The sequence below is a fragment of the Mucilaginibacter ginkgonis genome (assembly GCF_009754905.2).
Classification (GTDB): domain Bacteria; phylum Bacteroidota; class Bacteroidia; order Sphingobacteriales; family Sphingobacteriaceae; genus Mucilaginibacter; species Mucilaginibacter ginkgonis.
Genome location: NZ_CP066775.1, coordinates 2,967,120 through 2,991,162, shown reverse-complemented (window position 1 = coordinate 2,991,162; position 24,043 = coordinate 2,967,120). Strand labels below are relative to the sequence as shown.

The 24,043-nt window shown below is 44.2% G+C and carries 21 protein-coding genes, 2 tRNA genes and 1 rRNA gene; 14 read left to right on the top strand and 10 right to left on the bottom strand.

The window, feature by feature from the left end; all coding sequences use genetic code 11:
* Position 1: 1 nt before the first annotated feature.
* Complete coding sequence (gene pyrH, locus GO620_RS13880) at positions 2–706, top strand: UMP kinase (RefSeq protein WP_157526973.1); 705 nt, start codon at positions 2–4, stop codon at positions 704–706.
* Positions 707–1,156: 450 nt separating this feature from the next.
* Here the strand turns inward: pyrH and GO620_RS13875 are convergent, their stop codons facing one another.
* The 3 genes from GO620_RS13875 to GO620_RS13865 all read right to left on the bottom strand — a co-directional run bounded on the left by GO620_RS13875 (position 1,157) and on the right by GO620_RS13865 (position 3,914).
* Positions 1,157–1,909 carry a hypothetical protein gene (locus tag GO620_RS13875; RefSeq protein ID WP_157526974.1) on the bottom strand — a complete coding sequence of 251 codons (753 nt, stop codon included), beginning with the start codon at positions 1,907–1,909 and terminating at the stop codon, positions 1,157–1,159.
* A 71-nt stretch (positions 1,910–1,980) separates the two neighbouring features.
* The gene (locus GO620_RS13870) at positions 1,981–2,706 is read right to left on the bottom strand and encodes a YebC/PmpR family DNA-binding transcriptional regulator (RefSeq protein WP_157526975.1); all 726 of its coding nucleotides are present in this window, start codon (positions 2,704–2,706) and stop codon (positions 1,981–1,983) included.
* A 260-nt stretch (positions 2,707–2,966) separates the two neighbouring features.
* Positions 2,967–3,914 carry an NAD-dependent epimerase/dehydratase family protein gene (locus GO620_RS13865; RefSeq protein ID WP_157526976.1) on the bottom strand — a complete coding sequence of 316 codons (948 nt, stop codon included), beginning with the start codon at positions 3,912–3,914 and terminating at the stop codon, positions 2,967–2,969.
* A 164-nt stretch (positions 3,915–4,078) separates the two neighbouring features.
* Between GO620_RS13865 and GO620_RS13860 the strand changes: the two genes are divergently transcribed.
* The 9 genes from GO620_RS13860 (at position 4,079) to GO620_RS13820 (ending at position 11,294) form a co-directional block, all read left to right on the top strand.
* Entirely contained in the window at positions 4,079–5,086 is a 1,008-nt protein-coding gene (locus GO620_RS13860; protein WP_157526977.1) for an aspartate-semialdehyde dehydrogenase, read from the top strand.
* A gap of 179 nt (positions 5,087–5,265) precedes the next feature.
* The gene (locus GO620_RS13855; protein ID WP_157526978.1) at positions 5,266–6,165 is read left to right on the top strand and encodes a LysR family transcriptional regulator; all 900 of its coding nucleotides are present in this window, start codon (positions 5,266–5,268) and stop codon (positions 6,163–6,165) included.
* Between the two features lie 54 nt (positions 6,166–6,219).
* Positions 6,220–6,774 carry a type 1 glutamine amidotransferase domain-containing protein gene (locus tag GO620_RS13850; protein ID WP_157526979.1) on the top strand — a complete coding sequence of 185 codons (555 nt, stop codon included), beginning with the start codon at positions 6,220–6,222 and terminating at the stop codon, positions 6,772–6,774.
* A gap of 43 nt (positions 6,775–6,817) precedes the next feature.
* Entirely contained in the window at positions 6,818–7,036 is a 219-nt protein-coding gene (locus GO620_RS13845) for a hypothetical protein (protein ID WP_157526980.1), read from the top strand.
* Entirely contained in the window at positions 7,033–7,467 is a 435-nt protein-coding gene (locus tag GO620_RS17505; protein WP_157526981.1) for a type II toxin-antitoxin system VapC family toxin, read from the top strand. Before GO620_RS13845 ends, GO620_RS17505 begins: the two co-directional genes overlap by 4 nt.
* Positions 7,467–8,948, top strand: a complete 1,482-nt coding sequence (gene crtD, locus GO620_RS13835; RefSeq protein ID WP_157526982.1) for a 1-hydroxycarotenoid 3,4-desaturase CrtD — start codon at positions 7,467–7,469, stop codon at positions 8,946–8,948. The genes GO620_RS17505 and crtD overlap by 1 nt, the downstream gene beginning before the upstream one ends.
* A 25-nt stretch (positions 8,949–8,973) precedes the next feature.
* Positions 8,974–9,588 (top strand): 1-acyl-sn-glycerol-3-phosphate acyltransferase, encoded by a 615-nt coding sequence (locus GO620_RS13830; RefSeq protein ID WP_157526983.1) that lies wholly within the window; start codon positions 8,974–8,976, stop codon positions 9,586–9,588.
* A complete protein-coding gene (locus GO620_RS13825; RefSeq protein WP_200230193.1) occupies positions 9,589–10,677 on the top strand; it encodes a glycosyltransferase in 1,089 nt (362 codons plus the stop codon).
* Positions 10,656–11,294, top strand: a complete 639-nt coding sequence (locus tag GO620_RS13820; RefSeq protein WP_157526984.1) for a carotenoid biosynthesis protein — start codon at positions 10,656–10,658, stop codon at positions 11,292–11,294. The genes GO620_RS13825 and GO620_RS13820 overlap by 22 nt, the downstream gene beginning before the upstream one ends.
* Positions 11,295–11,298: 4 nt before the next feature.
* On the opposite strand, the gene recN is transcribed toward GO620_RS13820, so the two are convergent.
* The 3 genes from recN to GO620_RS13805 all read right to left on the bottom strand — a co-directional run bounded on the left by recN (position 11,299) and on the right by GO620_RS13805 (position 15,797).
* A complete protein-coding gene (gene recN, locus GO620_RS13815; protein ID WP_157526985.1) occupies positions 11,299–12,954 on the bottom strand; it encodes a DNA repair protein RecN in 1,656 nt (551 codons plus the stop codon).
* Between the two features lie 213 nt (positions 12,955–13,167).
* Positions 13,168–15,408 (bottom strand): M56 family metallopeptidase, encoded by a 2,241-nt coding sequence (locus tag GO620_RS13810; protein ID WP_157526986.1) that lies wholly within the window; start codon positions 15,406–15,408, stop codon positions 13,168–13,170.
* 5 nt (positions 15,409–15,413) lie between these two features.
* Entirely contained in the window at positions 15,414–15,797 is a 384-nt protein-coding gene (locus tag GO620_RS13805; RefSeq protein WP_157526987.1) for a BlaI/MecI/CopY family transcriptional regulator, read from the bottom strand.
* Positions 15,798–15,955: 158 nt separating this feature from the next.
* Between GO620_RS13805 and GO620_RS13800 the strand changes: the two genes are divergently transcribed.
* Entirely contained in the window at positions 15,956–17,137 is a 1,182-nt protein-coding gene (locus GO620_RS13800; protein WP_157526988.1) for a DUF418 domain-containing protein, read from the top strand.
* Positions 17,138–17,151: 14 nt separating this feature from the next.
* Here GO620_RS13800 and porD read toward each other — a convergent pair whose 3' ends face one another.
* From porD to GO620_RS13780, 4 genes are all read right to left on the bottom strand, one after another.
* Entirely contained in the window at positions 17,152–18,048 is an 897-nt protein-coding gene (gene porD, locus GO620_RS13795) for a type IX secretion system protein PorD (RefSeq protein ID WP_157526989.1), read from the bottom strand.
* Positions 18,045–19,247, bottom strand: coding sequence for a bifunctional phosphopantothenoylcysteine decarboxylase/phosphopantothenate--cysteine ligase CoaBC (gene coaBC / locus GO620_RS13790; protein WP_157526990.1), 1,203 nt, complete (start codon positions 19,245–19,247; stop codon positions 18,045–18,047). The genes porD and coaBC overlap by 4 nt, the downstream gene beginning before the upstream one ends.
* Before the next feature lie 428 nt (positions 19,248–19,675).
* Positions 19,676–20,020, bottom strand: a complete 345-nt coding sequence (locus GO620_RS13785; protein ID WP_157526991.1) for a DNA-directed RNA polymerase subunit omega — start codon at positions 20,018–20,020, stop codon at positions 19,676–19,678.
* 23 nt (positions 20,021–20,043) lie between these two features.
* Positions 20,044–20,970 carry an outer membrane protein assembly factor BamD gene (locus GO620_RS13780; RefSeq protein WP_157526992.1) on the bottom strand — a complete coding sequence of 309 codons (927 nt, stop codon included), beginning with the start codon at positions 20,968–20,970 and terminating at the stop codon, positions 20,044–20,046.
* An 858-nt stretch (positions 20,971–21,828) separates the two neighbouring features.
* Here GO620_RS13780 and GO620_RS13775 point away from each other — a divergent pair.
* The 3 genes from GO620_RS13775 to GO620_RS13765 all read left to right on the top strand — a co-directional run bounded on the left by GO620_RS13775 (position 21,829) and on the right by GO620_RS13765 (position 24,005).
* Positions 21,829–23,350 (top strand): 16S ribosomal RNA (locus GO620_RS13775).
* Positions 23,351–23,752: 402 nt separating this feature from the next.
* Positions 23,753–23,827 (top strand) — tRNA-Ile (locus GO620_RS13770).
* Positions 23,828–23,931: 104 nt separating this feature from the next.
* Positions 23,932–24,005: transfer RNA gene (locus tag GO620_RS13765), tRNA-Ala, on the top strand.
* The last annotated feature ends 38 nt before the right edge of the window (positions 24,006–24,043 follow it).

Here is a 24,043-nt window from a genome sequence, read left to right as displayed (position 1 = left end):
GATGAAATACAAAAGAATATTACTTAAGCTAAGTGGCGAAGCTTTGTTGGGCGAGCGCCAGTATGGTATTGACAATAACCGCGTTTTGCAATATGCGCATGACATTAAAAAAGTGTTAGACGCGGGTATTGAAATAGCGATAGTTGTTGGTGGTGGTAATATTTTCAGAGGTTTAAGTGCAGAAAAATCGGGCATGGAACGAGCCCAGGCAGACTATATGGGTATGCTGGCCACAGTGATCAACTGCATGGCGCTGCAAACTTCGCTCGAAGGTATTGGTGTAGATACCCGCCTACAGTCGGCTATAAAAATGGAACAGATCTGCGAACCTTACATTCGCCGCAGGGCTATGAGCCACTTAGAGTCGGGCAAAATAGTAATCTTTGGTGCCGGCACAGGTAACCCATATTTTACTACAGATACGGCTGCGTCTTTGCGTGCTATCGAGATCAAAGCAGATGTGGTTTTGAAAGGAACCCGTGTTGACGGCATCTACACTGCCGATCCGGAAAAAGATCCATCAGCCACACGCTACGACGAGATCTCTTTCCAGGAAGTTTACGACAAAGGCCTAAATGTAATGGACATGACGGCAATTACATTATGCCAGGAAAACAACTTGCCGATCATTGTTTTCGATATGAACAAACCCGGAAACTTTGAGCGCATTGCCAACGGCGAACATATTGGTACGTTGGTGAAATAATTTACCCCCTCTATTCTTACAACCCGTCATTGCGAGGAATGAAATGACGAAGCGATCTAAATTTACAGGGCGGTGAGCAATTTTGGGTATTTCCCACATCGCTGCGCTTCTCGCGATGACGTGCTGTAAAAAATGTTTTCCGAATTGTTTCGGCATCTCAAATGCCCTATTTGTTGTGTCATGCTGAGCCTGTCGAAGCATCTGTACAATAATCTTATAGTTATCATTTTTGAACGCCTTAAATCCCGTAGCTATCGGATTATTTGGCAAACGCCTAACGCATAAGATGCTTCGCCAGGCTCAGCATGACAAAGTGTATGATCTCGTCATGCCGAACTTGTTTCGGCATCTCAAAGGTCATTCAAGTTTTATTTCTTAAAGCGGAGAGGGAATCGAGTTCTTTCAGGTGGGATGCCGAAACAAGTTCGGCATGACAGATTGATAATAAAATTATTTCTGCGGAGGTTTAAACCTCGGCGTAAAGCCAACTTTAGGTTTTGCAGGTTCGTCAACCTTAGGCTCTTCACTAGCGTCTTGAGGCGACTGCTCTGTCGGTTTAGCACTGGTAATCCCCGCTTTAAACCTCGGCGTAAAGCCAACTTTAGGTTTAGCCGGTTCTTCAGATTGTGGCTCTTCTTTAGCCTCGTCGGCTGATTGCTCGGTTGGTTTTGCAGTAGTCACTCCTGCCTTAAACCTTGTTGTGAAACCAACTTTCGGCTTTGCCGGTTCTTCAGCTTTCGGCTCTTCTTTAGCGTCTTCGGCTGATTGCTCTGTTGGTTTAGCAGTAGGCACTCTTGCCTTAAACCTTGGTGTGAAACCAACTTTCGGCTTTGCCGGTTCGTCAACCTTAGGCTCTTCACTAGCGTCCTCGGTTGGCTGCTCTGCAGCTTTGGAAGTTATAGCCCCAGATTTAAATCTTGGTATAAAGCCAACTTTTGGATTTTCTATAGCGGGCTCGGTAAGCGACTCAACAATGGTTTGCTCCGCGATAGGGTTTTCAATGATCACCTTCTCTACCTTAGGTTCCGGCGGTAAAACGTATTGCCTGCGTAATTTATTGAACCAGTACTTCTTGGTATGGTCGAAGCTTTTTTCGCCCATGGCGGCGTAGTGGCTCTTAAATTCTTCAAAAAGAGCAGGCTCTGCCTGCTGTAAAAGCGGCAGGTTTATCTTTTTCTTCTTAAAAAATTCTTCGAAGGTCATATGTTTAGCCTCACCCAACCCTCTTCAAAGGAGAGGGCTTTTTATTATCCCCTTTAGGGGGTATGAGGGTTTTATTCCGCCATGTTATGGTAAACCGCCTGCACGTCGTCGTCCTCTTCCAATTTATCTATGAGTTTTAAAGCGTCAGCAGCTTGCTCTTCGGTAACTTCTGCGGTAGAAAGCGGAATGCGCTCTAATTTAGCCGAAATGGTTTCGATGCCTAACGCCGCCAAAGCGGTTTGCATCTTGCCAAAATCTTCAAACGCCGTATGGATAACGGCAACATCTTTACCCTCTTCATTGGCTTCAACAAACAGATCCTCCAATCCGGCGTCTATCAGTTCAAACTCCAGTTCTTCCAGGTCGCGGTCGCCCGGATCAAACGTAAAAACCGACTTACGGCTGAAAATAAAATCCAGCGAACCTGTCTTGCCTAAGGTTCCGCCTACTTTGGTAAAATAACTGCGCACATTAGCTACTGTACGGTTGGTATTGTCAGTAGCGGTTTCAACTAATATAGCAACGCCATGTGGCGCGTAACCTTCATAAACGATCTCGTCATAATTAGAAGAATCTTTGCTTACTGCGCGTTTAATGGCTGCTTCAACACGGTCTTTAGGCATGTTTACCGCCTTGGCATTTTGCATGGCAGTACGCAGGCGCGAATTGGTTTCGGGGTGGCCGCCACCTTCTTTCACTGCCATTACAATTTCTTTCCCCAAACGGGTAAACTGCACGGCCATTTTGGCCCAGCGCTTAAATTTTCTCTCTTTTCTAAATTCGAATGCTCTTCCCATATTTATAATTACACTGATGTAATTGATTACACCGGTTATTCCGATTTGTCATTAAGTCCCGATTGTTATCAGGAGAAGCAAAGAATCTTTTTCGGGATTCTTTACCTGTGCTAAATTTATTTGGCGTTCCCCTGCTACGCAGGGTCGGGCTATACAGTACAAGTCCTCATGCTGCTCAAGCAGCATTCCGGGCTTTCCCTTTCTATCCCTAACGCAGCTTTATTAATTATGTAACTGGCAACTACTCACCACTCACATAATTAACTATTCGCCAAGTTTATTAACATCGCTTCCACCATTCGCGGCAGATCATATTCCGGCTGCCAGCCCCAGTCCTGCTGCGCTCGGCTATCGTCTATTGTCTTTGGCCAGCTGTCTGCAATCGTCTGCCTCGGGTCGCCATCCACGTAACTTAATTCAAAATTGGGTATATGTTTTTTGATCTCTTCACCAAGTTGTTCGGGAGTGAAACTGATACCCGCTAAATTATAACTTGACCTTATCTTAACCTGCTCCGCCGGCGCGTCCATCAATGTAAGCGTGGCGCGTATCGCGTCGTCCATGTACATCATGGGCAAAGCGGTTTGTGCCGATAAGAAACTGCTATAGCTTTTGGTTTTTAACGCCTCATGAAATATGTGTACCGCGTAATCTGTTGTACCGCCGCCGGGCGCCGCCTTCCAACTGATCAGGCCCGGGTAACGGATGCTGCGCACGTCGACACCGTGTTTATTAAAGTAATATTCGCACCAGCGCTCTCCGGCAAGTTTGCTGAAACCATAAACCGTATTTGGGTCCATTACGCAATATTGCGGCGTGCTTTCTTTTGGAGAATTAGGCCCAAACACCGCGATAGAACTTGGCCAGAATACCCGGCCCACATTAAATTCAACAGCCAGGTCCAGCACATTTAAAAGCCCCGTCATATTTAACTCCCACGCCATTTTTGGTTTTTGCTCACCTACGGCAGATAGGATCGCGGCCAATAAGTAAACCTGCGTTGGTTGGTGTTTCTGGAATATATGATGCAGGTTATCCTGATCTAAAACATTGGCGAACTCATAAGGGCCGCTATGGCGAATAGCATAACCTGCGTTATTAATGTCTGAAGCGACAACTTGTTCTGCACCGTATTTTTTGCGCAGCGCTAAAACCAGTTCTGTCCCTATCTGGCCGTTAGCTCCAATCACTAAGATCTTTTCGTTCATGCAAAACGCGTTAAAAAACAAAGGTAAAAATTTGCATCAAATGCGTTTGAAATATTCCTTTACCCATGTGCTGTAAAGGTTTAAACGGCCTGCAAAGCGGCATGTTTGCCAAAAAATGCGATATTTGAAACTCAGGTTTAATTTTTAAATATTTTAATCGCAAAATGAAAGTCGCTGTAGTAGGTGCTACCGGTTTGGTGGGCACTAAAATGTTGCAGGTTCTGGCAGAACGCAACTTCCCCGTAACAGAATTGATTCCCGTAGCATCGGCCAAAAGTGTAGGTAAAGAAGTTACCTATAAGGGTAAGCCGTATAAGGTGGTTTCTGCCGGAGATGCGATTAAGCAAAAACCCGACCTGGCCCTGTTTTCTGCAGGTGGTAGCACGTCACTTGAGCAGGCACCCATGTTTGCTGATGCGGGCATTACGGTGATAGACAACTCCTCCGCCTGGCGTATGGACCCAACAAAAAAATTGGTAGTCCCTGAAGTAAATGCTGATGTATTGACCGCTGATGATAAGATCATAGCCAACCCAAATTGTTCTACCATACAAATGGTAGTGGCTTTAAAACCACTGCACGACAAATATCAGATCAAACGTGTTGTGGTATCCACCTACCAATCGGTAACCGGTACAGGCGTTAAGGCTGTTGACCAGCTAATGAACGAGCGGAAAGGGATTGACGGACCTATGGCATATCCTTACAAAATAGATTTGAACGTGTTGCCGCATATAGACGTTTTCCAGGATAACGGCTACACCAAAGAAGAAATGAAAATGGTGCTGGAAACCAAAAAGATAATGGGCGATGACAGCATACGCGTTACGGCAACCACCGTGCGTATACCTGTAATGGGCGGCCACTCAGAGTCGGTTAACATAGAGTTTGCAAATGATTTTGACCTTGCGGAAGTACGTGAAATATTAAGCAAAGCGCCGGGCGTGATTGTGGTGGACGATGTAGCTAACCTGCAATACCCAACCCCGCTTGAAGCACACGAGAAGGACGAAGTTTTTGTGGGCCGCATCCGCCGCGACGAAACCCAGCCCAATACGTTAAACTGCTGGATAGTATCTGACAACCTGCGTAAAGGTGCTGCTACCAATGCCGTGCAGATCGCAGAATACCTGGTTGCTAACCACCTGATAGGTGTAGCGCAGGAAGCGTAGTTTTTATTTCGAATTTCGAATGTTCGATTTCGAATTTAAAATATAGGCCCTGCTATAGCGGGGCTTTTTTATTTGCTCGTCGCTATTAGGATACTTAATTACTTTAGTGCCGGTGTTACCCTGAGCTTATCGAAGGGTCGACATGACAAGTTGGAGTATTTAAATTATCTTAGTCGAAAATGATCTCCTTTAGCCACCGGGTATTTCTGGAAGTTGCTACCAACTTAAGTTTTTCTAAGGCGGCACAGGTGCTTTTTATTACCCAGCCGGCTATCAGCAAGCACATCAAGTCAATGGAAGACCAGTACAAACTTCCGTTGTTCGAACGTAAAGGCAATAGCATCATTTTAACAGAGGCGGGCAAAAAATTATATGACCACTTGTTGCAGGCTGTAGAGATTGAGCGCAAGATAGAATACGATCTTTCTGTGCTTAACAATATCTCGCAGGCACATGGGCATCTGCGTTTGGGTGCCAGTACAACCGTAGCACTTTATGTACTGCCATCTATACTATCGGGCTTTCAGCAAGAATATCAAAATGTAGATGTTTTGCTCGTGAACCGCAATTCGGAATATATACAAAATGCCCTGTTAAGCCACGAAGTAGACGTTGGAATTATAGAGGTAGACAGCAAGCTAACTACCATAGCTTACAAACCGTTCATGAGCGACGAGGTTATACCGGTATGTTCCGCTAAAAGTCCGTTGGCAGGTAAAAAGCTGTCGCTTAAACAGCTGCAAAAAACGCCCGTTGCACTTCGCGAAAGAGGCTCGGGCACACTTAATAGTTTGCTTAAATCATTGGCGGCATTAAACATTTCCCCTGCCGACCTTACAGTAAAAATAAGGCTGGGTGGTACCGAAGCCTTAAAAAATTTCTTGCTGGCCGACCATTGCCTTGGTTTTATGCCGCGACCATCAATTGTAAGGCAACTTGCAGAAGGCGATTTGGTAGAAGTGCCTATAGAGGGGCTAAAGATCACGCGCGATTTTTATTTTATCCGTCGTAAAGGCACAGAAGATTATGGCCTCACCAGTAATTTCATTAATTACGCCCTTGATGCAATAAAAAGTTAAGCAGCCCGAAACCTTAAGCCCGGTGTTGATGTTGCTTTGTATATTAACATTTTTATGGGACAGCTTAATAACAAAGTAATCGCGATTCTTACAGAAGAAGGTTTTGAACAAGTAGAACTTACCGAGCCTAAAGAAGCGCTCGAAGAAGCGGGTGCAACCGTGCATGTGATCTCGCCTAAAAGCGGAAAGATCAAAGCTTGGAACAAAGACAATTGGGGAATCGAGATTGATGTTGATATTGAGTTGAGCAAGGCCAACACAGACGATTATGACGCGTTGGTTTTACCAGGCGGCGTGTTAAACCCGGATAAGCTACGCCAGAATAAAGAAGCGGTTTCATTTGTATCTACCTTTTTGGAAGAAGGCAAACCAGTTGCCGCCATTTGCCACGGGCCACAAATGCTGATAGAGACAGGCATGATTAGCGGCAAAACCTTAACATCGTTTCCATCCCTGCAAACCGATTTGAAGAATGCCGGCGCGAATTGGGTAGATGAAGAAGTTGTTGTAGATAACGGCTTGGTGACCAGTCGCCGACCGTCTGATCTAAATGCCTTCAACAGCAAAATGATCGAAGAGATAGCAGAGGGCGTGCACGAGCTGGATTAAACATCGTTTACACTTTAACAAAAATGATTTGTTATTTTTGAGTATGGTACAGTTAAAAGGGGTATATAATCATGGAGATATCATCTTCGAAGAAAAGATAGCATCGTCCGGCCCCCAAAAAGTTATCGTTACTTTTTTAGATGAGCCATCGGATGATGAGCAACTGTCTTCCTATTCTTTTTCAAGGTCGCGTAATAGTCTGAAAAATGTTTCCGCAATTTTTTCGGCGGCAGTGATTGAGGAGCGCAGAAACGAATTGTGAATATATACATTGACACCTCGTCTTTATTTAAGCTTTATCACGAAGAATCTGGAAGCGATGAACTGCTTAAGTACCTGGAAGCAGTTCAATCTTTAAATTTTTTTATATCGGCAATCACGCCTATTGAATTTACTTCGACGTTATATAAAAAGCTGAGAACCAAAGAAATTGATTTGAATACATTGCAGGTTCTTGAAGATTGTTTCCGAACAGATATTGACAAGTTTCAAATTGTCCCGATAAGCGCCGGCATAAGCCAACTAACATCACAGCTTTTTTCAAGATATGGCCAGAGGGGTTTAAGATCACTTGACGCGTTACAGCTTTGCTCATCTTTATTAGTAAAGCCGATTATTGACGTGGTTATAACTTCTGATAATTTATTAAGTAGTTTTTTTCGGAGTGAGGGTTTTGAAGTTTTTGTGTGTTGATGCCAAAAAAGAAAGCAATAGTTATTGGCGCCGGTATTGGCGGAATTGGTGTTGCGATAAGATTGGCCGTTAAAGGTTATGCAGTGGAAGTTTTTGAAGCCAATAGCTATGCCGGCGGCAAACTTACCTGGTTTGAAAAAGACGGATATTTTTTTGATGCTGGCCCCAGCTTATTCACCATGCCGCAATATGTCGACGAGCTATTTGCATTGGCCGGTAAAGATCCACGGGCACATTTTAACTTCTCACGGTTAGACATTATCTGCAATTATTTCTTTGCCGACGGTACAAATTTGATCCAGCATGCTGATCAACAAAAAACGGCCGATGAGTTTGAAAAGAAAACTAATGAACCTGCTGTCTCGATTAACACATTTCTAGATAACAGCCGTAAAATTTATAATGCTACACACGGCATCTTCTTAGAACGCTCGCTTCATCGCCTTAGCACTTACTTTAACCGGGATGCCTTTGCTTCTTTCTCAGATCTGTTTAAGATTGATCCCATGCGGACTATGCACGAGGCAAATGAAACTGCATTCAGCGATGCGCGTGTGGTGCAGTTCTTCGACAGGTATGCAACCTACAATGGCTCTAACCCATACCAGGCGCCGGCTACGTTAAATGTGATTCCGCATTTAGAAAATGGTTTGGGTGCATGGTTTCCAGAAGGCGGGATGCGATCAATAACGGATTCTCTTGTCTCCCTGGCTGAGTCGATCGGCGTAAAGATGAACTATAACTCGCCTGTTGAGGAAATTACTACGAAAGGCCAAAAAGTAACGGGCGTAATCGTTAACTCGATCACTCGTAACGCCGATGTGATCGTAAGCAATTCTGATGTTTGGTTTACCTACAACAAACTGCTAAAAAAAAGGCCGGAACTTGCTCCGAAAAAGATCCTGCAACAAGAGCGCAGCAGCTCCGCGTTGATATTTTACTGGGGTATTAATAAACAATTTGTGCAGCTGGATCTGCATAATATTTTCTTTAGCGCTGATTATAATACAGAGTTTCAACACATCTGGGAAAACAAGACCATTAGTGATGACCCCACAGTTTACGTAAACATCAGCAGCAAATGCAAACCTGATGACGCGCCACTTGGACATGAAAACTGGTTTGTGATGATCAACGTTCCGGCAAACATTGGCCAGGATTGGGACGCTTTGATAACTAAAGCCCGCGCGGATATCATCAAGAAATTGTCGGCAGTACTCAAACGAGATATTGGCGCCTTGATCACTTGCGAATCTGTACTCGACCCGCGAAGTATTGAGGGCAGAACATCGTCATATCAAGGTTCCATTTACGGCAGCAGCTCCAACAGTAAGTTTGCCGCGTTTTTGCGCCATGCCAATCGATCATCGAAACTGAAAAATTTATTTTTCTGCGGCGGCAGCGTGCATCCCGGCGGTGGCATTCCGCTTGCGCTGCTGTCGGCTAAAATTGTGAGTGACTGGGTGCCCGATCCGGCCTGATTTTGTATTTTGCGTTGTCGCAACCATGATCAAACCCGCCCGAAATATTTTTATCTCAACATTTTTCGAACGTTACATCAGCTTTATTCTTAGTCGCGATTTTCAAAAGATCAACGTTAACAGTATTGAGGTTAGTCGGGATAAGTCGGTTCTGTTGCTGGCAAATCATTATAGTTGGTGGGACGGCTTTATTGCTTTTTATATCAATAAAAAACTTTTTAAGAAAAAGGCGCATGTAATGATCATCGAGACGACAGCGCGCAAGTATGCTTTTATGAAATATTTGGGCGCTTATACAGTTAACAAAGGCACTAGGGATATGATCACTTCTTTGGATTATACTGCCGAGTTGCTGACAAACCCGGCTAATTTGGTGTTGTTATTCCCGCAGGGCAAAATATACTCCAACTTTGCTGATAGCGTTGTGTTTAGTAAAGGGCTGTCAAGGATCATAGAAAAAGTGACCGGGAAATTTGAAATCGTTTATGCGGCAAGCTTCACGGAAACATTACATCACAAAAAACCGACTGTAAACGTTGCCCTTAAAAAGGCCAAGGCTTTAAAGTTTGAAGGAATGGAACAGGAGTATAACGCGTTTTATAAAGAAGTCCGCGACAGGCAAAGCAAAATAGTTATATAAGTGGTCATCATTTTATCTGTTATATTCTTTTTCCTGATCCTGCGCTTTGCCGTAACGCTGTTCAATTTTGTATCTAACCCAAAACTGAGGCGAGTGGTGCGCCATTATCATGATAAAGTTTCCATCCTGATCCCTGCCCGCGACGAGGCCGCTGACATCATTTTCCTTTTAGAATCGATAAGGGACCAGGACTACTTGGACTATGAAGTGTTGATTCTCGACGATAACTCATCTGATGATACATATTTTTTGTGCCAAGCTTTTGCCGCTAAGCACCCTAAATTCAGGGTGATAAAAGGGGAACCATTGCCTGCAAATTGGCTGGGCAAGAACTATGCATGCTATCAGCTGGCTCACGACGCAACGGGGAGATATTTGATGTTCATAGACGCAGATGAGCAGATCTACAAAGGCCTGATCAATAGTGCTGTGCACCGCATGCAGCAAAACAAATTAGCCTTGCTTAGTTTGTTTACAGACCAGGAGATGCTTACCTGGGGCGAAAAACTGGTGGTGCCGTTAATGCATTATACTTTACTAAACTTGTTGCCTTTAAAGCTTGTTTACTTTTTAAAGAGCCCACTATTTGCCGCTGCAAGCGGGCAGTTTATGCTTTTCGATGCCGAAGTCTACCGCCAAAACCAATGGCATGAGCAGGTGCAGGCAGCAATTGTAGAGGATATAGAGATCATGCGAAATGTTAAAGCCGCCGGTTACAGAGGCGAAGCTTTGCTGGCTAATGGTTTGATCAGCTGCCGCATGTACACGGGTTATAAAGAGGCAATTGATGGCTTCAGCAAAAATTTTCTCGCTGCTTTTAATTATAACATTTTGGGCTTGCTCATTTACCTGGTGCTGGTGATCGGCGGGCCATTGATCATTATTTCGACGCTTAATCTGCAACTGATAGTTTTCATGTGTGGCATTATTATGCTTGGCAGGTCGATGATCGCGTTTGCGGCCGGGCAGGATAAAAATTACAATATGCTTCTGCATCCTGTCCAAATGGTTAATATGGCCTACATAGGGTTTCTTGCTATACAGCGCCACCTTACAAAAACGAATGTATGGAAAGGTCGGCGGGTTTAGATGCTGCCCTGATAAGGGCAGTGATCATTATTCATGCGGTGGGTTTTGTGGGCCTTGCCATTCCAACAACGCAGCCTATTTTTTTGGCATTAGTGCCTTATCATTTGCTGACGATGTTCGGCATCTTGATTTTCAGTTATACCGGCAAGCTGTCTAAAGTGCTATTCTTAGCATTAATACTATTTATTCTAGGTTACATTGCCGAGTACATTGGTGTGCATACAGAGATATTATTTGGCAAGTATGCTTATGGGCCGACGCTTGGATTCAGTGTCGCAGGCATCCCCCTTGTAATGGGTATCAATTGGTTCGCGCTTATTTATGCAGCAGGTATAGTACTAAGCACCAAATTGGAAAATTTATTGCTGCGAATTTTAATCGGCGCCGCGTTGCTTGTATTACTTGATGTACTAATAGAGCCCATTGCTATAAAATTTAACTATTGGCACTGGAACGAAGGCATAGTACCTATTCTCAATTACGTATGCTGGTTTATAGTCGCTTCGATGTTTTTGGGGATATTTGAACTCTTTAGGTTTCAAAGTCAAAACCGGCTGACGTTGGTATTTCTTATTACCCAATTTGTATTTTTCGCTTTGCTGAATTTTGTGATCTGATGGACTAAGCACCCAGCAGTTCCCTCGCATTTTGCAAGGCGCTTTCGCCGGGCTTGTCGCCGCTTAACATCTTGGCTATTTCGGTAACACGTTCGTCATTGGTTAACTGCCTGATGCGTGTTTTGGTAGTCTCGCTGTCATCATCCTTGTAAACAAAGAAATGGCTGTCGCCTTTGCTGGCAATTTGCGGCAAGTGGGTTATGGTAATTACCTGAAGGTTTTTCGTTAGTTGCTCCATTACACGGCCAACCTGGTCTGCCACCTGGCCAGACACACCCGTATCTATCTCGTCGAATATGATTGTAGGCAAAGCGGTGTTTTTTGCAATAAGCGACTTAATGCTCAACATTAAACGTGACAGTTCACCACCCGAAGCAACTTTGCTCATCTCTGAAAGCGCATGGCCCTTATTGGCAGTAAATGTAAATCTTATTTGATCTGTGCCAGTAGCAGTAAGTTCATTAACGGATGCTATGCTAACTTTTAGCTGAGCCGAAGCCATACCCATTTCTGCAAGTGTCTGCATTACCTGCGTTTCTATTTCCGGGATGGCGTTTAAACGGCCTTTATTTAACTGTTTTGCAAGTTCTTCAAGTGCCGATTTCTGCGCAGCAATATCAGCCTGTAATTTTTCTATTTCCTCGTCGCCGAAAATAGCTTGCGCAATTTTACCGGATAGGTCGTTCTGCAGCGTAAGTAATTCTGCGTTGGTATTTACCCGGTGCTTCTTTTGCAAATTATAGATCATGCTCAGGCGGGTGTTCACCTCTTCGGCGCGGACTTCGTTGGTTTGGGTTTGCTGCTCTAAATTTCCTGCCTCGGCGGAGATATCTTTCAGTTCAATGATTACGCTTCCCAAGCGCTCTTTTAACTCAGCTATCGCCGTATTAAATTTTTCAAGGGACGTCAATTGCTGGCTCGCCTCTTTCAACATGGCCAAGGCATTAGACTCACCGTCTTCCAACAGAAAACTCGCGTTCAGCAGATTGCGCTTTATTTCCTCAGCGTTATTTAAGGTGTTTAGCTCTTGTTCCAGCGGTTCCTGTTCGTCGGGGTCGAGGTTTGCTTTTTCCAACTCATCAAATTGGAATTGATAATAATCCAGATCAGCTTTTGCTTTTTCACTGTCAGCCTGCAACTGTTTTAAACGGCTAATGTCGGCCCTGTAAGTCTTGTATCGCGACTGATAATCTGCCATCTGCTTTTCATGTTTCGCAACGGCATCAACCACCATTAATTGAAACGCCGGGTCATTAATTTCTGCCGTAGCGTGCTGGGAATGTATGTCGATCAGCCTCTCGCCAAGGGCTTTTAATTGATTTAAATTGACCGGCGAGTCGTTAATAAACGCCCGCGACTTGCCATCAGCAGAAATCTCACGCCTTAGAATGGTCTCATCTTCGTAGTCTAAGTCGCTGTCGTCAAAAAAACCTTTCAACTGCAGCGAGGCAATACTGAAATGCCCCTCGATAATGCATTTTTTTTGCTGATTAAAAAAGTACCGGCTTTCTGCCCGCTGGCCAAGTATTAAAGACAAGGCACCCAAAATAATGGATTTACCCGCGCCTGTTTCACCTGTAAGGATATTCAGTCCGGCAGAAAATTCTATTTGCAGGGTGTCAATTAAGGCGTAGTTATTTATAGAGAGCTGTTTAAGCATAAAAAAAGTATCCCCGGTGATGAGGATACTAAATTACAACTTTTAAGACCTATGCCCAATCTTTTCAAGACCATAGCCTGCAAAGCGGTTCGACCTCTCCCCAACCCCTCTCCGAAAGAGAGGGGCAAAAAGACTCGATATTCAGGCCTCTGACGGGCTCAGCCTAATAGCTCCACCCAAACCTCCTCGGTAGGGAGGCCTTTATGATGGCTCTTAATTTTTACCGGTTGTATCTTGCGCAGAGATACCGTAAGGATGAGTTTTCTCCCAATCTGCTTTTTTCTGTTTAAACTCGGGTGTTTGCGTATATTCCTTCATTTTTGCACCAAGCTCTTTCATTTTACCTTTTAATTCTTTCAGCTTCGGGTCTTGGTTATAGTTGCGCATTTTAGCGCCCATAGCGCGCATTTGTTCCTCGGCAGCTTTTATTTGTGGATCATGATTGTAGTTACGCATCTGATCGCCCAAGTTGCGCATGTTATCGCGCATTTGCTTCATTTCAGGATTATCATTATTCAGGCGCATTTGCTGGCCTAGGTTTTTCATCTCAATTTGCAGATCTTTAATCTTCGGGTTATTATAAGCCAAACGCATGCTGTCGCCCATGGCGCGCATCAAAGCAGATTTAGCTTTCCGATCTGGAGAATTATAAAGATTACGCATCTCATTACCTAACTTTTTCATCTGCTCCTGGGCATCCCTAACCTCAGCAGGCGTATGTTGCTTGAGCTCCTCTTCATACTGGCGATACTTGCCATCTTTGTCATCACGGTAATTGTGGTTTTCAGGAATACCATATTTCTTTTCCAGTTCGGCATTTAGCTTTTTAAACTCGGCGCTTTCATAGTAAGCACTCATCTTTTTGCCCGCCTCTTCCATCTGCTTACCAAGCTTTTCGCCCTGGCCATTGTCGTTAAAGGCAGCAGCGTATTCTTTGCCCACGCGCTCCATGTCGGCATTGGCTTTTTTCATTGCCGGGGAATTATAGTAGGCTTCCATCTGCTTGCCTATCTCTTCCATGCGGCTTTGCGTTTTTTTGTAGGCGGTGCTGTTATAATACTCTTCCATCTTTTTGCCGTAGGCTTCCATGTCCTGCTGCATTTTCTTGTACGATGGGTTATTATAATAATCTTCCATGTACTTGCCCGATCTCTCCATGTCGCTTTGCATTTTTTTGTATTCGGAGCTGTTAAAATGGGCTTCCATTTCCTTGCCATAGGTTTCCATTTCTTTACCCATAGCTTCTAATTTTGGGTCGCGGAAACCGTTGTCGTAGTAATCACCGCCATTATAATTCCACGAGGTGCGCGGGCCCTTTGGCGGTTTAGGTGGCTTTGGCAAATGTTTATTGATCTTTGGCGGCTTAGGTACTACGGGTGTAGTATCCGCGGAAGCGAACATGGCTCTAATAGCCGGCTTAATTGACTTTACAGACAGTTTGCCGTTGCCAATAGCCGGGTTAAACCAGGCAACACTAAGTGACGATGCGATAAGTATAGCAACCGCAGCCATTAAGTGGCGCATGTTGGTAATTGGTTTTTTGGTTTTCATGATTCTTTCAATGCGGGTTAATAAATGATACTTTTTGCCTGTTGCGGCGAGGGCCAGTGGTAAGTGGACAGTTGTGTTCTGCTCTATTTTCAAAAGAGCCTGCGCATAAACCAAAGGTTCGCTGGTTTGGGCTACAACCATATCGTCGCAAGCGTCCTCGCGGTAATGGTCTATTAAACGGTTTATTAGGTATACAAAAGGGTTAAAGAAGAATAGTACAGACATGATCTGCTGTAGGGCATTCACCAGGTAGTCACTACGTTTTACATGCGATAGTTCGTGCAGCAAGATGGCTTCCACTTCTTTAGCAGACAGGTAAGTGGTCATAGATATTGGCAGCATGATCATGGGTTTGATATATCCGGCTACACAAGGCACATCTATCCGTTCTGACAATCCGGCCAGTACTTTTTTCTTCAGGTGGATCTCTTTTGACAGCTTCTCGACCACGGCTTGCAGCCTGATGTTACTGGTGATGCTTTGTTTAAGCTGCTTAAGCTGTATCCATGCTGATGCCAATCTTAAAGAATGGAACGTTACACCCAAGGCATATGCAGTTGTGATGTATGGCAGATATTTGTCAATGGTGATCTCATACCTGTCGCCGGCGCTGGCCAGATGCTTTAATGTAGTAATAAGCGGTAAGTGCGGCTGGGTTGTAAAATTGGTTGAGTGGCTAATGACCCAGTTGTAATGCGACGCCTGATCGAACAACGTGTAAACAAACCACAACGTCGCGTAATAAAGCGCAGCTACACTAATGTTATGTTTTACTGCTGCCGAAAAGTTGATAGCACCTGATAATATTATGCGCACTACCAGCCAGATAAGCAGGCATTGCCATAGTGAGTGGATTATGCTTACCGCGAAAACTTCACTTAGGTTGTGCAATAACGTTTCCATATATTTTATTTATTAGGGTTTTCAAATTGGTCAAGGTACTTGCGTATGGCATCCAGTTCGTCGGCAGAAGCACGATGCTGGCCTAATGCCTGTATTACCAGATCTGCGGTAGAGCCTGTAAACACCGTATTGATGATCTTATCCAATGCTGTCTTCTGTGCGTCTTTCCGACTAACCAATGCCCAATAGACGTGCGTTTTTACCGAAGCGTTGCGCTCTAACAAATTCTTTTCATGCATGATTTGCATTAGCTTAAGCGTGGTAGTGTAACCCGACTCTTTGGTCTTGGTCAATTCTTCGTGTACTTCGCGAACGGTAGCTTCTCCTTTTTCCCAAAGGATGTTTAAGATCTCCAGTTCGCTTTCAGTAGGTTTTATGTCGGATTTCATTATATACGAATTTCTTCGTACAAATATCTACGACAACTTTCGTATTTGCAAGAGTTTTTTGAAAAAAAATTCTTTTCTTTAAAAGTGCAATGTCAGGACAATGGTTAAAGAAAGGCTTACCGATCTCATATACAACGTACAATCTTCATGAAAAGATTATGAAAGAACAAGCAGCAGCGCCTATCCGCTCGTCTAACCGGGTGGCCATTATAGATATACTTAGAGGCTGGGCGATATTGGGAGTTGTGTTGGGTAACTACACCGACTACAGCTTTATGGGCAAAGAAGTGAAGATAAAGCCCGATGTTGCTTCAACTATTTTAGAGGGGATAGACCAATACGTGTTTGCAGCAAAGTCGTGGACATTACTAAGCGTGCTGTTTGGTTACGGGTTTGCGGTAGTAATAGCCAACGTAACGGCTAAAGGAAAAAGCCCTGTGGCGTTCTTTATTAAGCGTATGTTTTGGCTGCTGGTTATTGCATTTGTGAACTCTGCTTTTTGGTTCGGTGATATTCTAAAGGACTACGCCGTACTTGGATTATTATTACTACTTTTTTATAAAGCATCAGCAAAAACTGCTTTTTACAGCGGCTTGGTTTTACTTATATCCATTCCTTTAGTTGGCGTTTTTGTAGCTAACCAATTTCCATCTGATTATTACGGCGCAGGACTTAAACATGTGCTGCCCTTATACTACAGCCACAATTGGGCAGACATGTTTAAAATGAACTTGTTAGGCACCTGGTATCTTGAAGTATTGCTGCCGGGCTATGCGATCACAGTACATGTGATGATGTTTGCGTGTATGCTGTTTGGGTTTAGCGCACAGCGCATAAATCTCTTCAGCCGACTGCCGGAATTTAAAAAACCAATAAAGCAAACCTTTTGGATCAGCTTGGCCGCTGCGACCTTGATTAACTTGATTATCCTGGTCGTAATAAACAATAATCGGCCGGTATTTAAATATTTTAAGCCCCGTTACTGGGCCGTTTTTGCTACCATGATCGTGATCCTGTCCGGTATTTGTTGGTTATACATCAATAATAGATTGCGCGGTTTTTTTGCAGGCATGCAGGCTGTGGGTAAAATGACTCTAACCAACTATATGACACAAAATATAATAGCAGTTTTCATATTCTTAAATGTTGGGTTTGGCTTATTCAACACTCAGCCATATTGGATTTATATTGCTATTGCTATTTCAGTTTTTGCGATCCAAATACCATTGAGCATTTTGTGGCTAAAGCACTTTAATTATGGCCCCGTAGAATGGATATGGCGCCAGTTAACTTATGGTAAACGATTGCCCTTAAAAAGAGAGAAAACAGAAGAACTGTAATTAATAGATCTGCACTAATTTTTCTGAAGACGGGCGTATTTCGGCCCATTGGACGGGTCTGCCTGCAACAATAGATTGTACACGCCGGCTTTTTCCTGCGGCGACGATGCGCTAAAGATGTTTACTAACTCGTCCGACTTGGCGGTGAAAAATAATGTTGGTAAGGTTGCCCCTAACCGCTGGCGATCTAACTGTGTCAGTATCGGTAATTGGTTTAAGATGTTTTTCCGGGCGACGGATGGATTGTCGGCCATCAAATCCAAACCATTGCGGTGATACTCATAAATAAAGTTACGCAGCGGAATGTAGGTTTTATTACCCAGGTTTTCTGATAGCCAGTAACGGTTAAAGTTATTATCAAAGGCTTTCCATCCTTTATAAGCTGAGGTTTGCGCGTTAATAACTACGGTTTGCGCATTGGCAAAATAAGGAGTGCCGCCATAGCGGGAAAAGCTGTCATAATCAAACCCTAAAATAATATAAGCATAATAGGCCATGATAGAGCTTAAGTTACTCTGAAAGTTCTGATTACTGTAATCAATGGTTTGGCCTTCGGTGTAAGTAAAGTCTACGTCTTTATCATTGATAGTAAATATCGTGCTGGTATAAGATGAGTTAAAAACAGGTCTCGACGATTGCACCTGTAGCTCACCTGTGAAATTGCTTGCGCCATCCCAAGAGGTTACGTTGAGCAAAAAGTTGCAGTCTATCTTCTCATTATTAGCAAACTGATCTACGCTCCATTTACGGCCCGCTAAAAACTCACGCATTGCCGTTTCGAGCGATGAAAATATCCGGCGGTTAGTGGTGGCGACCTTTGGTGCCAAAACCTGTACGCGCGCATTAAGGTCTTGCGCCCCGGCCTTGTAAGCCAACAAAGTAAAAACAAAAAGGGTAAGCAGTTTTCTCATGCTTGTATTAGTTCTATCAATTTAGCACAAATATCTTTAGCGGTGTCGGTTTTGCTCTTTAAAGGATAAACCGTTTTCTGCAGCGACTTATCAATGATGGTTACCTTATTTGTATCGGTTGCAAAACCGGCGCCTGCATTGTTCAGCGAGTTGAGCACGATCATGTCCATATTCTTATTTTGCAATTTTGAGATGGCATTTTGCTCTTCATCATTTGTTTCCAGCGCAAAGCCAACCAAAACCTGGCCGTCTTTTTTTAGCTGACCTAATTTCTTGATGATATCTACAGTGGGCTTCAGCGCTATATTCAATTCCGCATCTTTCTTTTTAATCTTTTGCGCCGATGGCGATGCAGGCGTATAATCGGCCACCGCGGCGGACATGATACAGGCATCAGCTTTGGCAAAGTTATCTGTACACACTGTCAGCATCTCCTGAGCGGACGTAACGTTAATGCGTTTAATGTTTTTGTATTCCGTTGTTAAAGCAGTTGGGCCGCTGATCAAAGTTACATCGGCGCCCAATTGCGCCAGTTCTTCGGCAATAGCAAACCCCATTTTCCCTGATGAATGATTGCCTATAAAACGCACGGGGTCTATAGCTTCGTATGTTGGGCCCGCAGTAACCAAAACTTTGTAACCATTCAGTTTTAGTTTGCTTCGAACAGCTTCATTCAAAAATGAGACTATGTGCTCCGGTTCGGCAAGGCGTCCGTCGCCATGCAGGCCGCTGGCCAATTCTCCGCTCTCGGGCGCGATGAGAATGTTACCCGCGGATTGAAGCGTTTTAATGTTTTGTTGTGTTGACGGATGCGCCCACATATCCAAGTCCATCGCGGGCGCAAAATATACCGGGCATCGTGCCGAAAGGTAAACAGCCGTCAGCAAGTTATCGCAAATGCCGCCGGCCAGTTTGGCTATTGTATTGGCACTGGCGGGAGCAATAAGCATTATATCAGCCCACAAGCCCAATTCTACATGGTTGTTCCACTCGCCGCTTTCCTTATTAAAGTAATCTATCGGGACAGGACTTTTAGATAAGGTTGCCAAAGTTAGCGGCGTGATAAATTCTTTGGCAGCGGGAGTCATTACAACCTGCACCTCCGCTCCTTCCTTTATCAGCGAGCGTACAATCAAAGCCGCCTTGTAAGCCGCTATGCTTGCGCAAACACCCAACAGTACTTTTTTACCCTTTAGCATTTATGTTGCTAAGATATAGAAAAAGCGCGTTAGGCAATTGCTTGCGTTAGGGATAGCGATGGAACCCAGCAGTGCCGCGCCAGCAGCACTAGCAGTTGGAATACTTTGGTTGGCTCAGTACAGGTCCAGCCCGGGCCATCCCGATGACCATTAGGAGAAAGGTAACGCCCTGTATAACACTCCAACCCCTTTCAAGAGGGGAATTAAACCGCATGTTTCTTAAAGCGCCTCTCCAGCGGAATGTTTAGGCGAAGCGAAAATGCTGAATAATCCCGCACGTGCGGGATTCGCATCTCCCGATAGCTATCGGGACTGAATAACAAATGTTTTTCGAACTCCCTCTCCTTTAGAGGGGATGAGGTGAGGCGCTACAATAAAGCCCCATCCACTCATCATGAACAGGGCTTAATTTTCAAAAAGTAAGGCGATTATAAGCCTTCGTTTAACGCGTCTTTTTGCGGGTTGCGGTAGTACACCTTTTCCTCTAAAAATTCATTAATGGCAACCAATGTTGGTTTCGGCATTTTTTCGTAATGCTTAGATATTTCTATCTGCTCGCGGTTTTCAAAAACTTCTTCCAGGTTGTCATTTGCAGATGCAAACTCAGACAGTTTCTGGTGAAGTTCTTCTTTAATGTTGTTTGATATTTGGTTTGCCCTTTTAGACATGATCACTATAGACTCATAAATGTTGTCTGTTGATCTGTCAAGGTCGCGCAGGTCGCGGGTAACGGTGCTGCCTGCTACGGTGTGCTTGCTATTTGGTGTGCTCATATCTTTGTTGTTAAACGTTAATATTATGGCATTTTTTCGTTGCCGTTCCCTTTTTCAGAAGGGGGTTGTGTTTTTGTAGTGTCTTTGCTTGCTATTTTTTTTGCCAGCTTAGGGTCGGTAACGGCAGCTGCAATAAGGCGTTTGGCACGGTCTATTGCTTGCTGGCTGTCTTTCTTATAATCGTTAGCGCTACGAACATATTTGCTTTGCGGGTACTTCTCTGTAAACTGGTCTGCAAATTGTATTGCCTGGCCAAACCGTTCTTCTTGTTTGTATTCAAGGCTATGCTCGGCATATTTATACTGTGCCTCAATGGTCAGGTAATCCATTTCCTCGGCAAACTTGGTATCCGGATAATCGCGTAAAGCATTTCCGAAAGCAATAACAGCCGATTGATAATCGCTGATGGTCAAATACAATTTTGCGTTGGCGTAAGCTTTCTCTTCTAACTTAAAACGCAGGTTCTCTATCAATTTAGAAGCTTCGGCAACACGGTCGCTCTTAGGATATAAGTTAATAAATAACTGCAGCGATTCGATAGCCTTTTGTGTATTGTCCTGGTCTAAAGAATAGATAGGCGAATCAAGGTAAAAGCAATATGCCGACATAAAACGGCACTCTTCTGCTCTCGGGCTTGTTGGGTATGTTTCTGCAAAGTTTTTAAAGTGGTAACGTGCAGAAGTGTAATCCTTTAATTTATAGTTCGCGTAAGCATAATAGTAAAAGAGATCCTCTGCCCCTTCGCGGCCTTTATAACGCGGGGTAAGGTCTTCAAATAATACAAGTGCTTTAGAGTAGTCTTTCTTATTATAGTATTTAACCGCTTCCTGGTATTTCTTAGCTACGTCATTACTGGCTTTTAGTTTTTCGAAACTGCTTTTACAGCTGCCTATAGTGATTATAAAGGCGGCTAACAAGCTCAAAAAGACAGTGCTTTGTTTTTTAAACATCCTGCAAAGATAACTGATTAATATAAATACGTCAATTTTTTATTGATTGCTAAGATATATAGGCTTATAATAACGCCTATTTATTTAACATTCTTTAACGCCGGCAGCCGCCAGAAAGTGTATGCCTGCATTTGTTTGCGTTGCAGTGATATTTTTTGTTGCTGATTTGCAGCGTCTTACTGATAAAGTGTGTAATTATTACACAAACCATTTGCAGAAACTAAAATGTTGCCTACCTTTGCAGCCCGCAAACGAAGTAATGCGGGTTTGTTCATTGACACGGCGATCATAATATTTTCAGGAAGCAATCATGCGACCTTGAAATAAAAGCCGGGAAAAATAAAAAATAAAATTTTGGAGATAAGAAAAAGGTTTCTACCTTTGCAGTCCCAAAACGGAGGGAGCCCGATAAGGGTGAGAAACTTAAAGCGATTTTAAGTTTTGAAATTTGACAAGTTAAGCTTTAAACAGAGTTAAAATTAAAAGCTTATTGACGCCAAAAGCAACAATGAGTAACTAAACTGACAACGGATAAAGATTATCATACGAGCCACCCTGAGAAGCAAGTGGCGATAAAGTTCTTTTTTTAAGATAACATGTAGCGTAGCGGGAGGGTTTATCTACGGATAAGCTCACCACCGGAAGAGACCTTGAGGAAAAGGTAAAGAGATCAGCGATGATCACCAATAAAGATTCTGGGGATACTGTATAAAGATAATATGATGAGTGAATGGAGAGCGGTGAGTGGAGAATGGTTTTAGGACCAGGAACTACTTAACAACTCACAATGAACCACTCACCAACAAATACAGATTTCTATTTTGAGTGAATAGGGTCTGGATACAAACAAAACATTTTACAATGGAGAGTTTGATCCTGGCTCAGGATGAACGCTAGCGGCAGGCCTAATACATGCAAGTCGGACGGGATTCAGGAGCTTGCTTCTGATGAGAGTGGCGCACGGGTGCGTAACACGTATGTAACCTACCTTTATCAGGGGGATAGCCTCTCGAAAGAGAGATTAAGCCCGCATAAAATCACAGTACAGCATTGTACAATGATCAAATATTTATAGGATAAAGATGGGCATGCGGAACATTAGCTAGATGGCGGGGTAACGGCCCACCATGGCGACGATGTTTAGGGGATCTGAGAGGATGGCCCCCCACACTGGTACTGAGACACGGACCAGACTCCTACGGGAGGCAGCAGTAAGGAATATTGGTCAATGGGCGGAAGCCTGAACCAGCCATGCCGCGTGCAGGAAGACGGCCCTACGGGTTGTAAACTGCTTTTGTACGGGAATAAACCCAGATACGTGTATCTGGCTGAATGTACTGTAAGAATAAGGATCGGCTAACTCCGTGCCAGCAGCCGCGGTAATACGGAGGATCCGAGCGTTATCCGGATTTATTGGGTTTAAAGGGTGCGTAGGCGGCCTGTTAAGTCAGAGGTGAAAGGCGGTAGCTTAACTATCGGAGTGCCTTTGATACTGACGGGCTTGAATACAGCTGAGGTAGGCGGAATGTGACAAGTAGCGGTGAAATGCATAGATATGTCACAGAACACCGATTGCGAAGGCAGCTTACTAAAGTGTGATTGACGCTGAGGCACGAAAGCGTGGGGATCAAACAGGATTAGATACCCTGGTAGTCCACGCCCTAAACGATGAATACTCGATGTTGGCGATATACGGTCAGCGTCTAAGCGAAAGCGTTAAGTATTCCACCTGGGGAGTACGCCCGCAAGGGTGAAACTCAAAGGAATTGACGGGGGCCCGCACAAGCGGAGGAGCATGTGGTTTAATTCGATGATACGCGAGGAACCTTACCCGGGCTTGAAAGTTAGTGAATGAGACAGAGACGTCTCAGTCCTTCGGGACACGAAACTAGGTGCTGCATGGCTGTCGTCAGCTCGTGCCGTGAGGTGTTGGGTTAAGTCCCGCAACGAGCGCAACCCCTATGTTTAGTTGCCAGCATGTAATGGTGGGGACTCTAAACAGACTGCCTATGCAAATAGAGAGGAAGGAGGGGACGACGTCAAGTCATCATGGCCCTTACGTCCGGGGCTACACACGTGCTACAATGGATGGTACAGAGGGCAGCTACCTGGCAACAGGATGCCAATCTCAAAAAGCCATTCACAGTTCGGATCGGGGTCTGCAACTCGACCCCGTGAAGTTGGATTCGCTAGTAATCGCGTATCAGCAATGACGCGGTGAATACGTTCCCGGGCCTTGTACACACCGCCCGTCAAGCCATGGAAGCTGGGGGTGCCTGAAGTGCGTAACCGCAAGGAGCGTCCTAGGGTAAAACCGGTAACTGGGGCTAAGTCGTAACAAGGTAGCCGTACCGGAAGGTGTGGCTGGAATACCTCCTTTCTGGAGCAGTATCCCAAACAGAATTACGCCTTAAGACAAGGTTATAAAGAAGGTAAAGAGCTGCGCCGCATGTTATACTTAAAAAGATATTAAAGTTTGGTAAATGGCCAAAGGTTAAAAGTGGAAAGGTAAACGCCAAACGGCGGTACCCATGAACTAATGACCAATGAACCAATAAACCAAACAAAAAGGAAACCCGGAAGATGAAGCCATCAGAGGGTGCTTGTGCAGACCATAGCCGATGGACGATAGATCATAGGATATACTGCATAATTAAACAAAGCACAAGACAATGATTGGCAGAAAGTAGTCGTAAAGTCAACGGTCAATAGTCGGTAGTCGGAAACAACATCGGGCTATGGGCTATAAGCTATGGACTATGGACTGCGAAGCAAAAGAAACAGTCTCGTAGCTCAGTTTGGTTAGAGCACTACACTGATAATGTAGGGGTCAGCAGTTCAAATCTGCTCGAGACTACAGCGAATGACAGAATGGGGTAATGATAGAATGATAGAATGGGCACTACGTAAGTAACCATTCACACATTCACTCATTATAACATTCACTCATTAATCTAACACGGGGGATTAGCTCAGCTGGCTAGAGCACCTGCCTTGCACGCAGGGGGTCAACGGTTCGAATCCGTTATTCTCCACTAGCCCAATGTGCGAATGAGGGAATGTGAAATGTGCG

Bases quoted from the DNA above. Each gene is read 5' to 3' on its own strand.
- GO620_RS13800 (WP_157526988.1), top strand. From the start codon at position 15,956: ATGAAAGAACAAGCAGCAGCGCCTATCCGCTCGTCTAACCGGGTGGCC.
- GO620_RS13805 (WP_157526987.1), bottom strand. From the start codon at position 15,797: ATGAAATCCGACATAAAACCTACTGAAAGCGAACTGGAGATCTTAAAC.
- GO620_RS13855 (WP_157526978.1), top strand. From the start codon at position 5,266: ATGATCTCCTTTAGCCACCGGGTATTTCTGGAAGTTGCTACCAACTTA.
- GO620_RS13845 (WP_157526980.1), top strand. From the start codon at position 6,818: ATGGTACAGTTAAAAGGGGTATATAATCATGGAGATATCATCTTCGAA.
- recN (WP_157526985.1), bottom strand. From the start codon at position 12,954: ATGCTTAAACAGCTCTCTATAAATAACTACGCCTTAATTGACACCCTG.
- GO620_RS13860 (WP_157526977.1), top strand. From the start codon at position 4,079: ATGAAAGTCGCTGTAGTAGGTGCTACCGGTTTGGTGGGCACTAAAATG.
- pyrH (WP_157526973.1), top strand. From the start codon at position 2: ATGAAATACAAAAGAATATTACTTAAGCTAAGTGGCGAAGCTTTGTTG.
- coaBC (WP_157526990.1), bottom strand. From the start codon at position 19,247: ATGCTAAAGGGTAAAAAAGTACTGTTGGGTGTTTGCGCAAGCATAGCG.
- GO620_RS13820 (WP_157526984.1), top strand. From the start codon at position 10,656: ATGGAAAGGTCGGCGGGTTTAGATGCTGCCCTGATAAGGGCAGTGATC.
- porD (WP_157526989.1), bottom strand. From the start codon at position 18,048: ATGAGAAAACTGCTTACCCTTTTTGTTTTTACTTTGTTGGCTTACAAG.
- crtD (WP_157526982.1), top strand. From the start codon at position 7,467: ATGCCAAAAAAGAAAGCAATAGTTATTGGCGCCGGTATTGGCGGAATT.
- GO620_RS13810 (WP_157526986.1), bottom strand. From the start codon at position 15,408: ATGGAAACGTTATTGCACAACCTAAGTGAAGTTTTCGCGGTAAGCATA.
- GO620_RS13850 (WP_157526979.1), top strand. From the start codon at position 6,220: ATGGGACAGCTTAATAACAAAGTAATCGCGATTCTTACAGAAGAAGGT.
- GO620_RS13870 (WP_157526975.1), bottom strand. From the start codon at position 2,706: ATGGGAAGAGCATTCGAATTTAGAAAAGAGAGAAAATTTAAGCGCTGG.
- GO620_RS13785 (WP_157526991.1), bottom strand. From the start codon at position 20,020: ATGAGCACACCAAATAGCAAGCACACCGTAGCAGGCAGCACCGTTACC.
- GO620_RS13865 (WP_157526976.1), bottom strand. From the start codon at position 3,914: ATGAACGAAAAGATCTTAGTGATTGGAGCTAACGGCCAGATAGGGACA.
- GO620_RS13830 (WP_157526983.1), top strand. From the start codon at position 8,974: ATGATCAAACCCGCCCGAAATATTTTTATCTCAACATTTTTCGAACGT.
- GO620_RS13875 (WP_157526974.1), bottom strand. From the start codon at position 1,909: ATGACCTTCGAAGAATTTTTTAAGAAGAAAAAGATAAACCTGCCGCTT.
- GO620_RS13780 (WP_157526992.1), bottom strand. From the start codon at position 20,970: ATGTTTAAAAAACAAAGCACTGTCTTTTTGAGCTTGTTAGCCGCCTTT.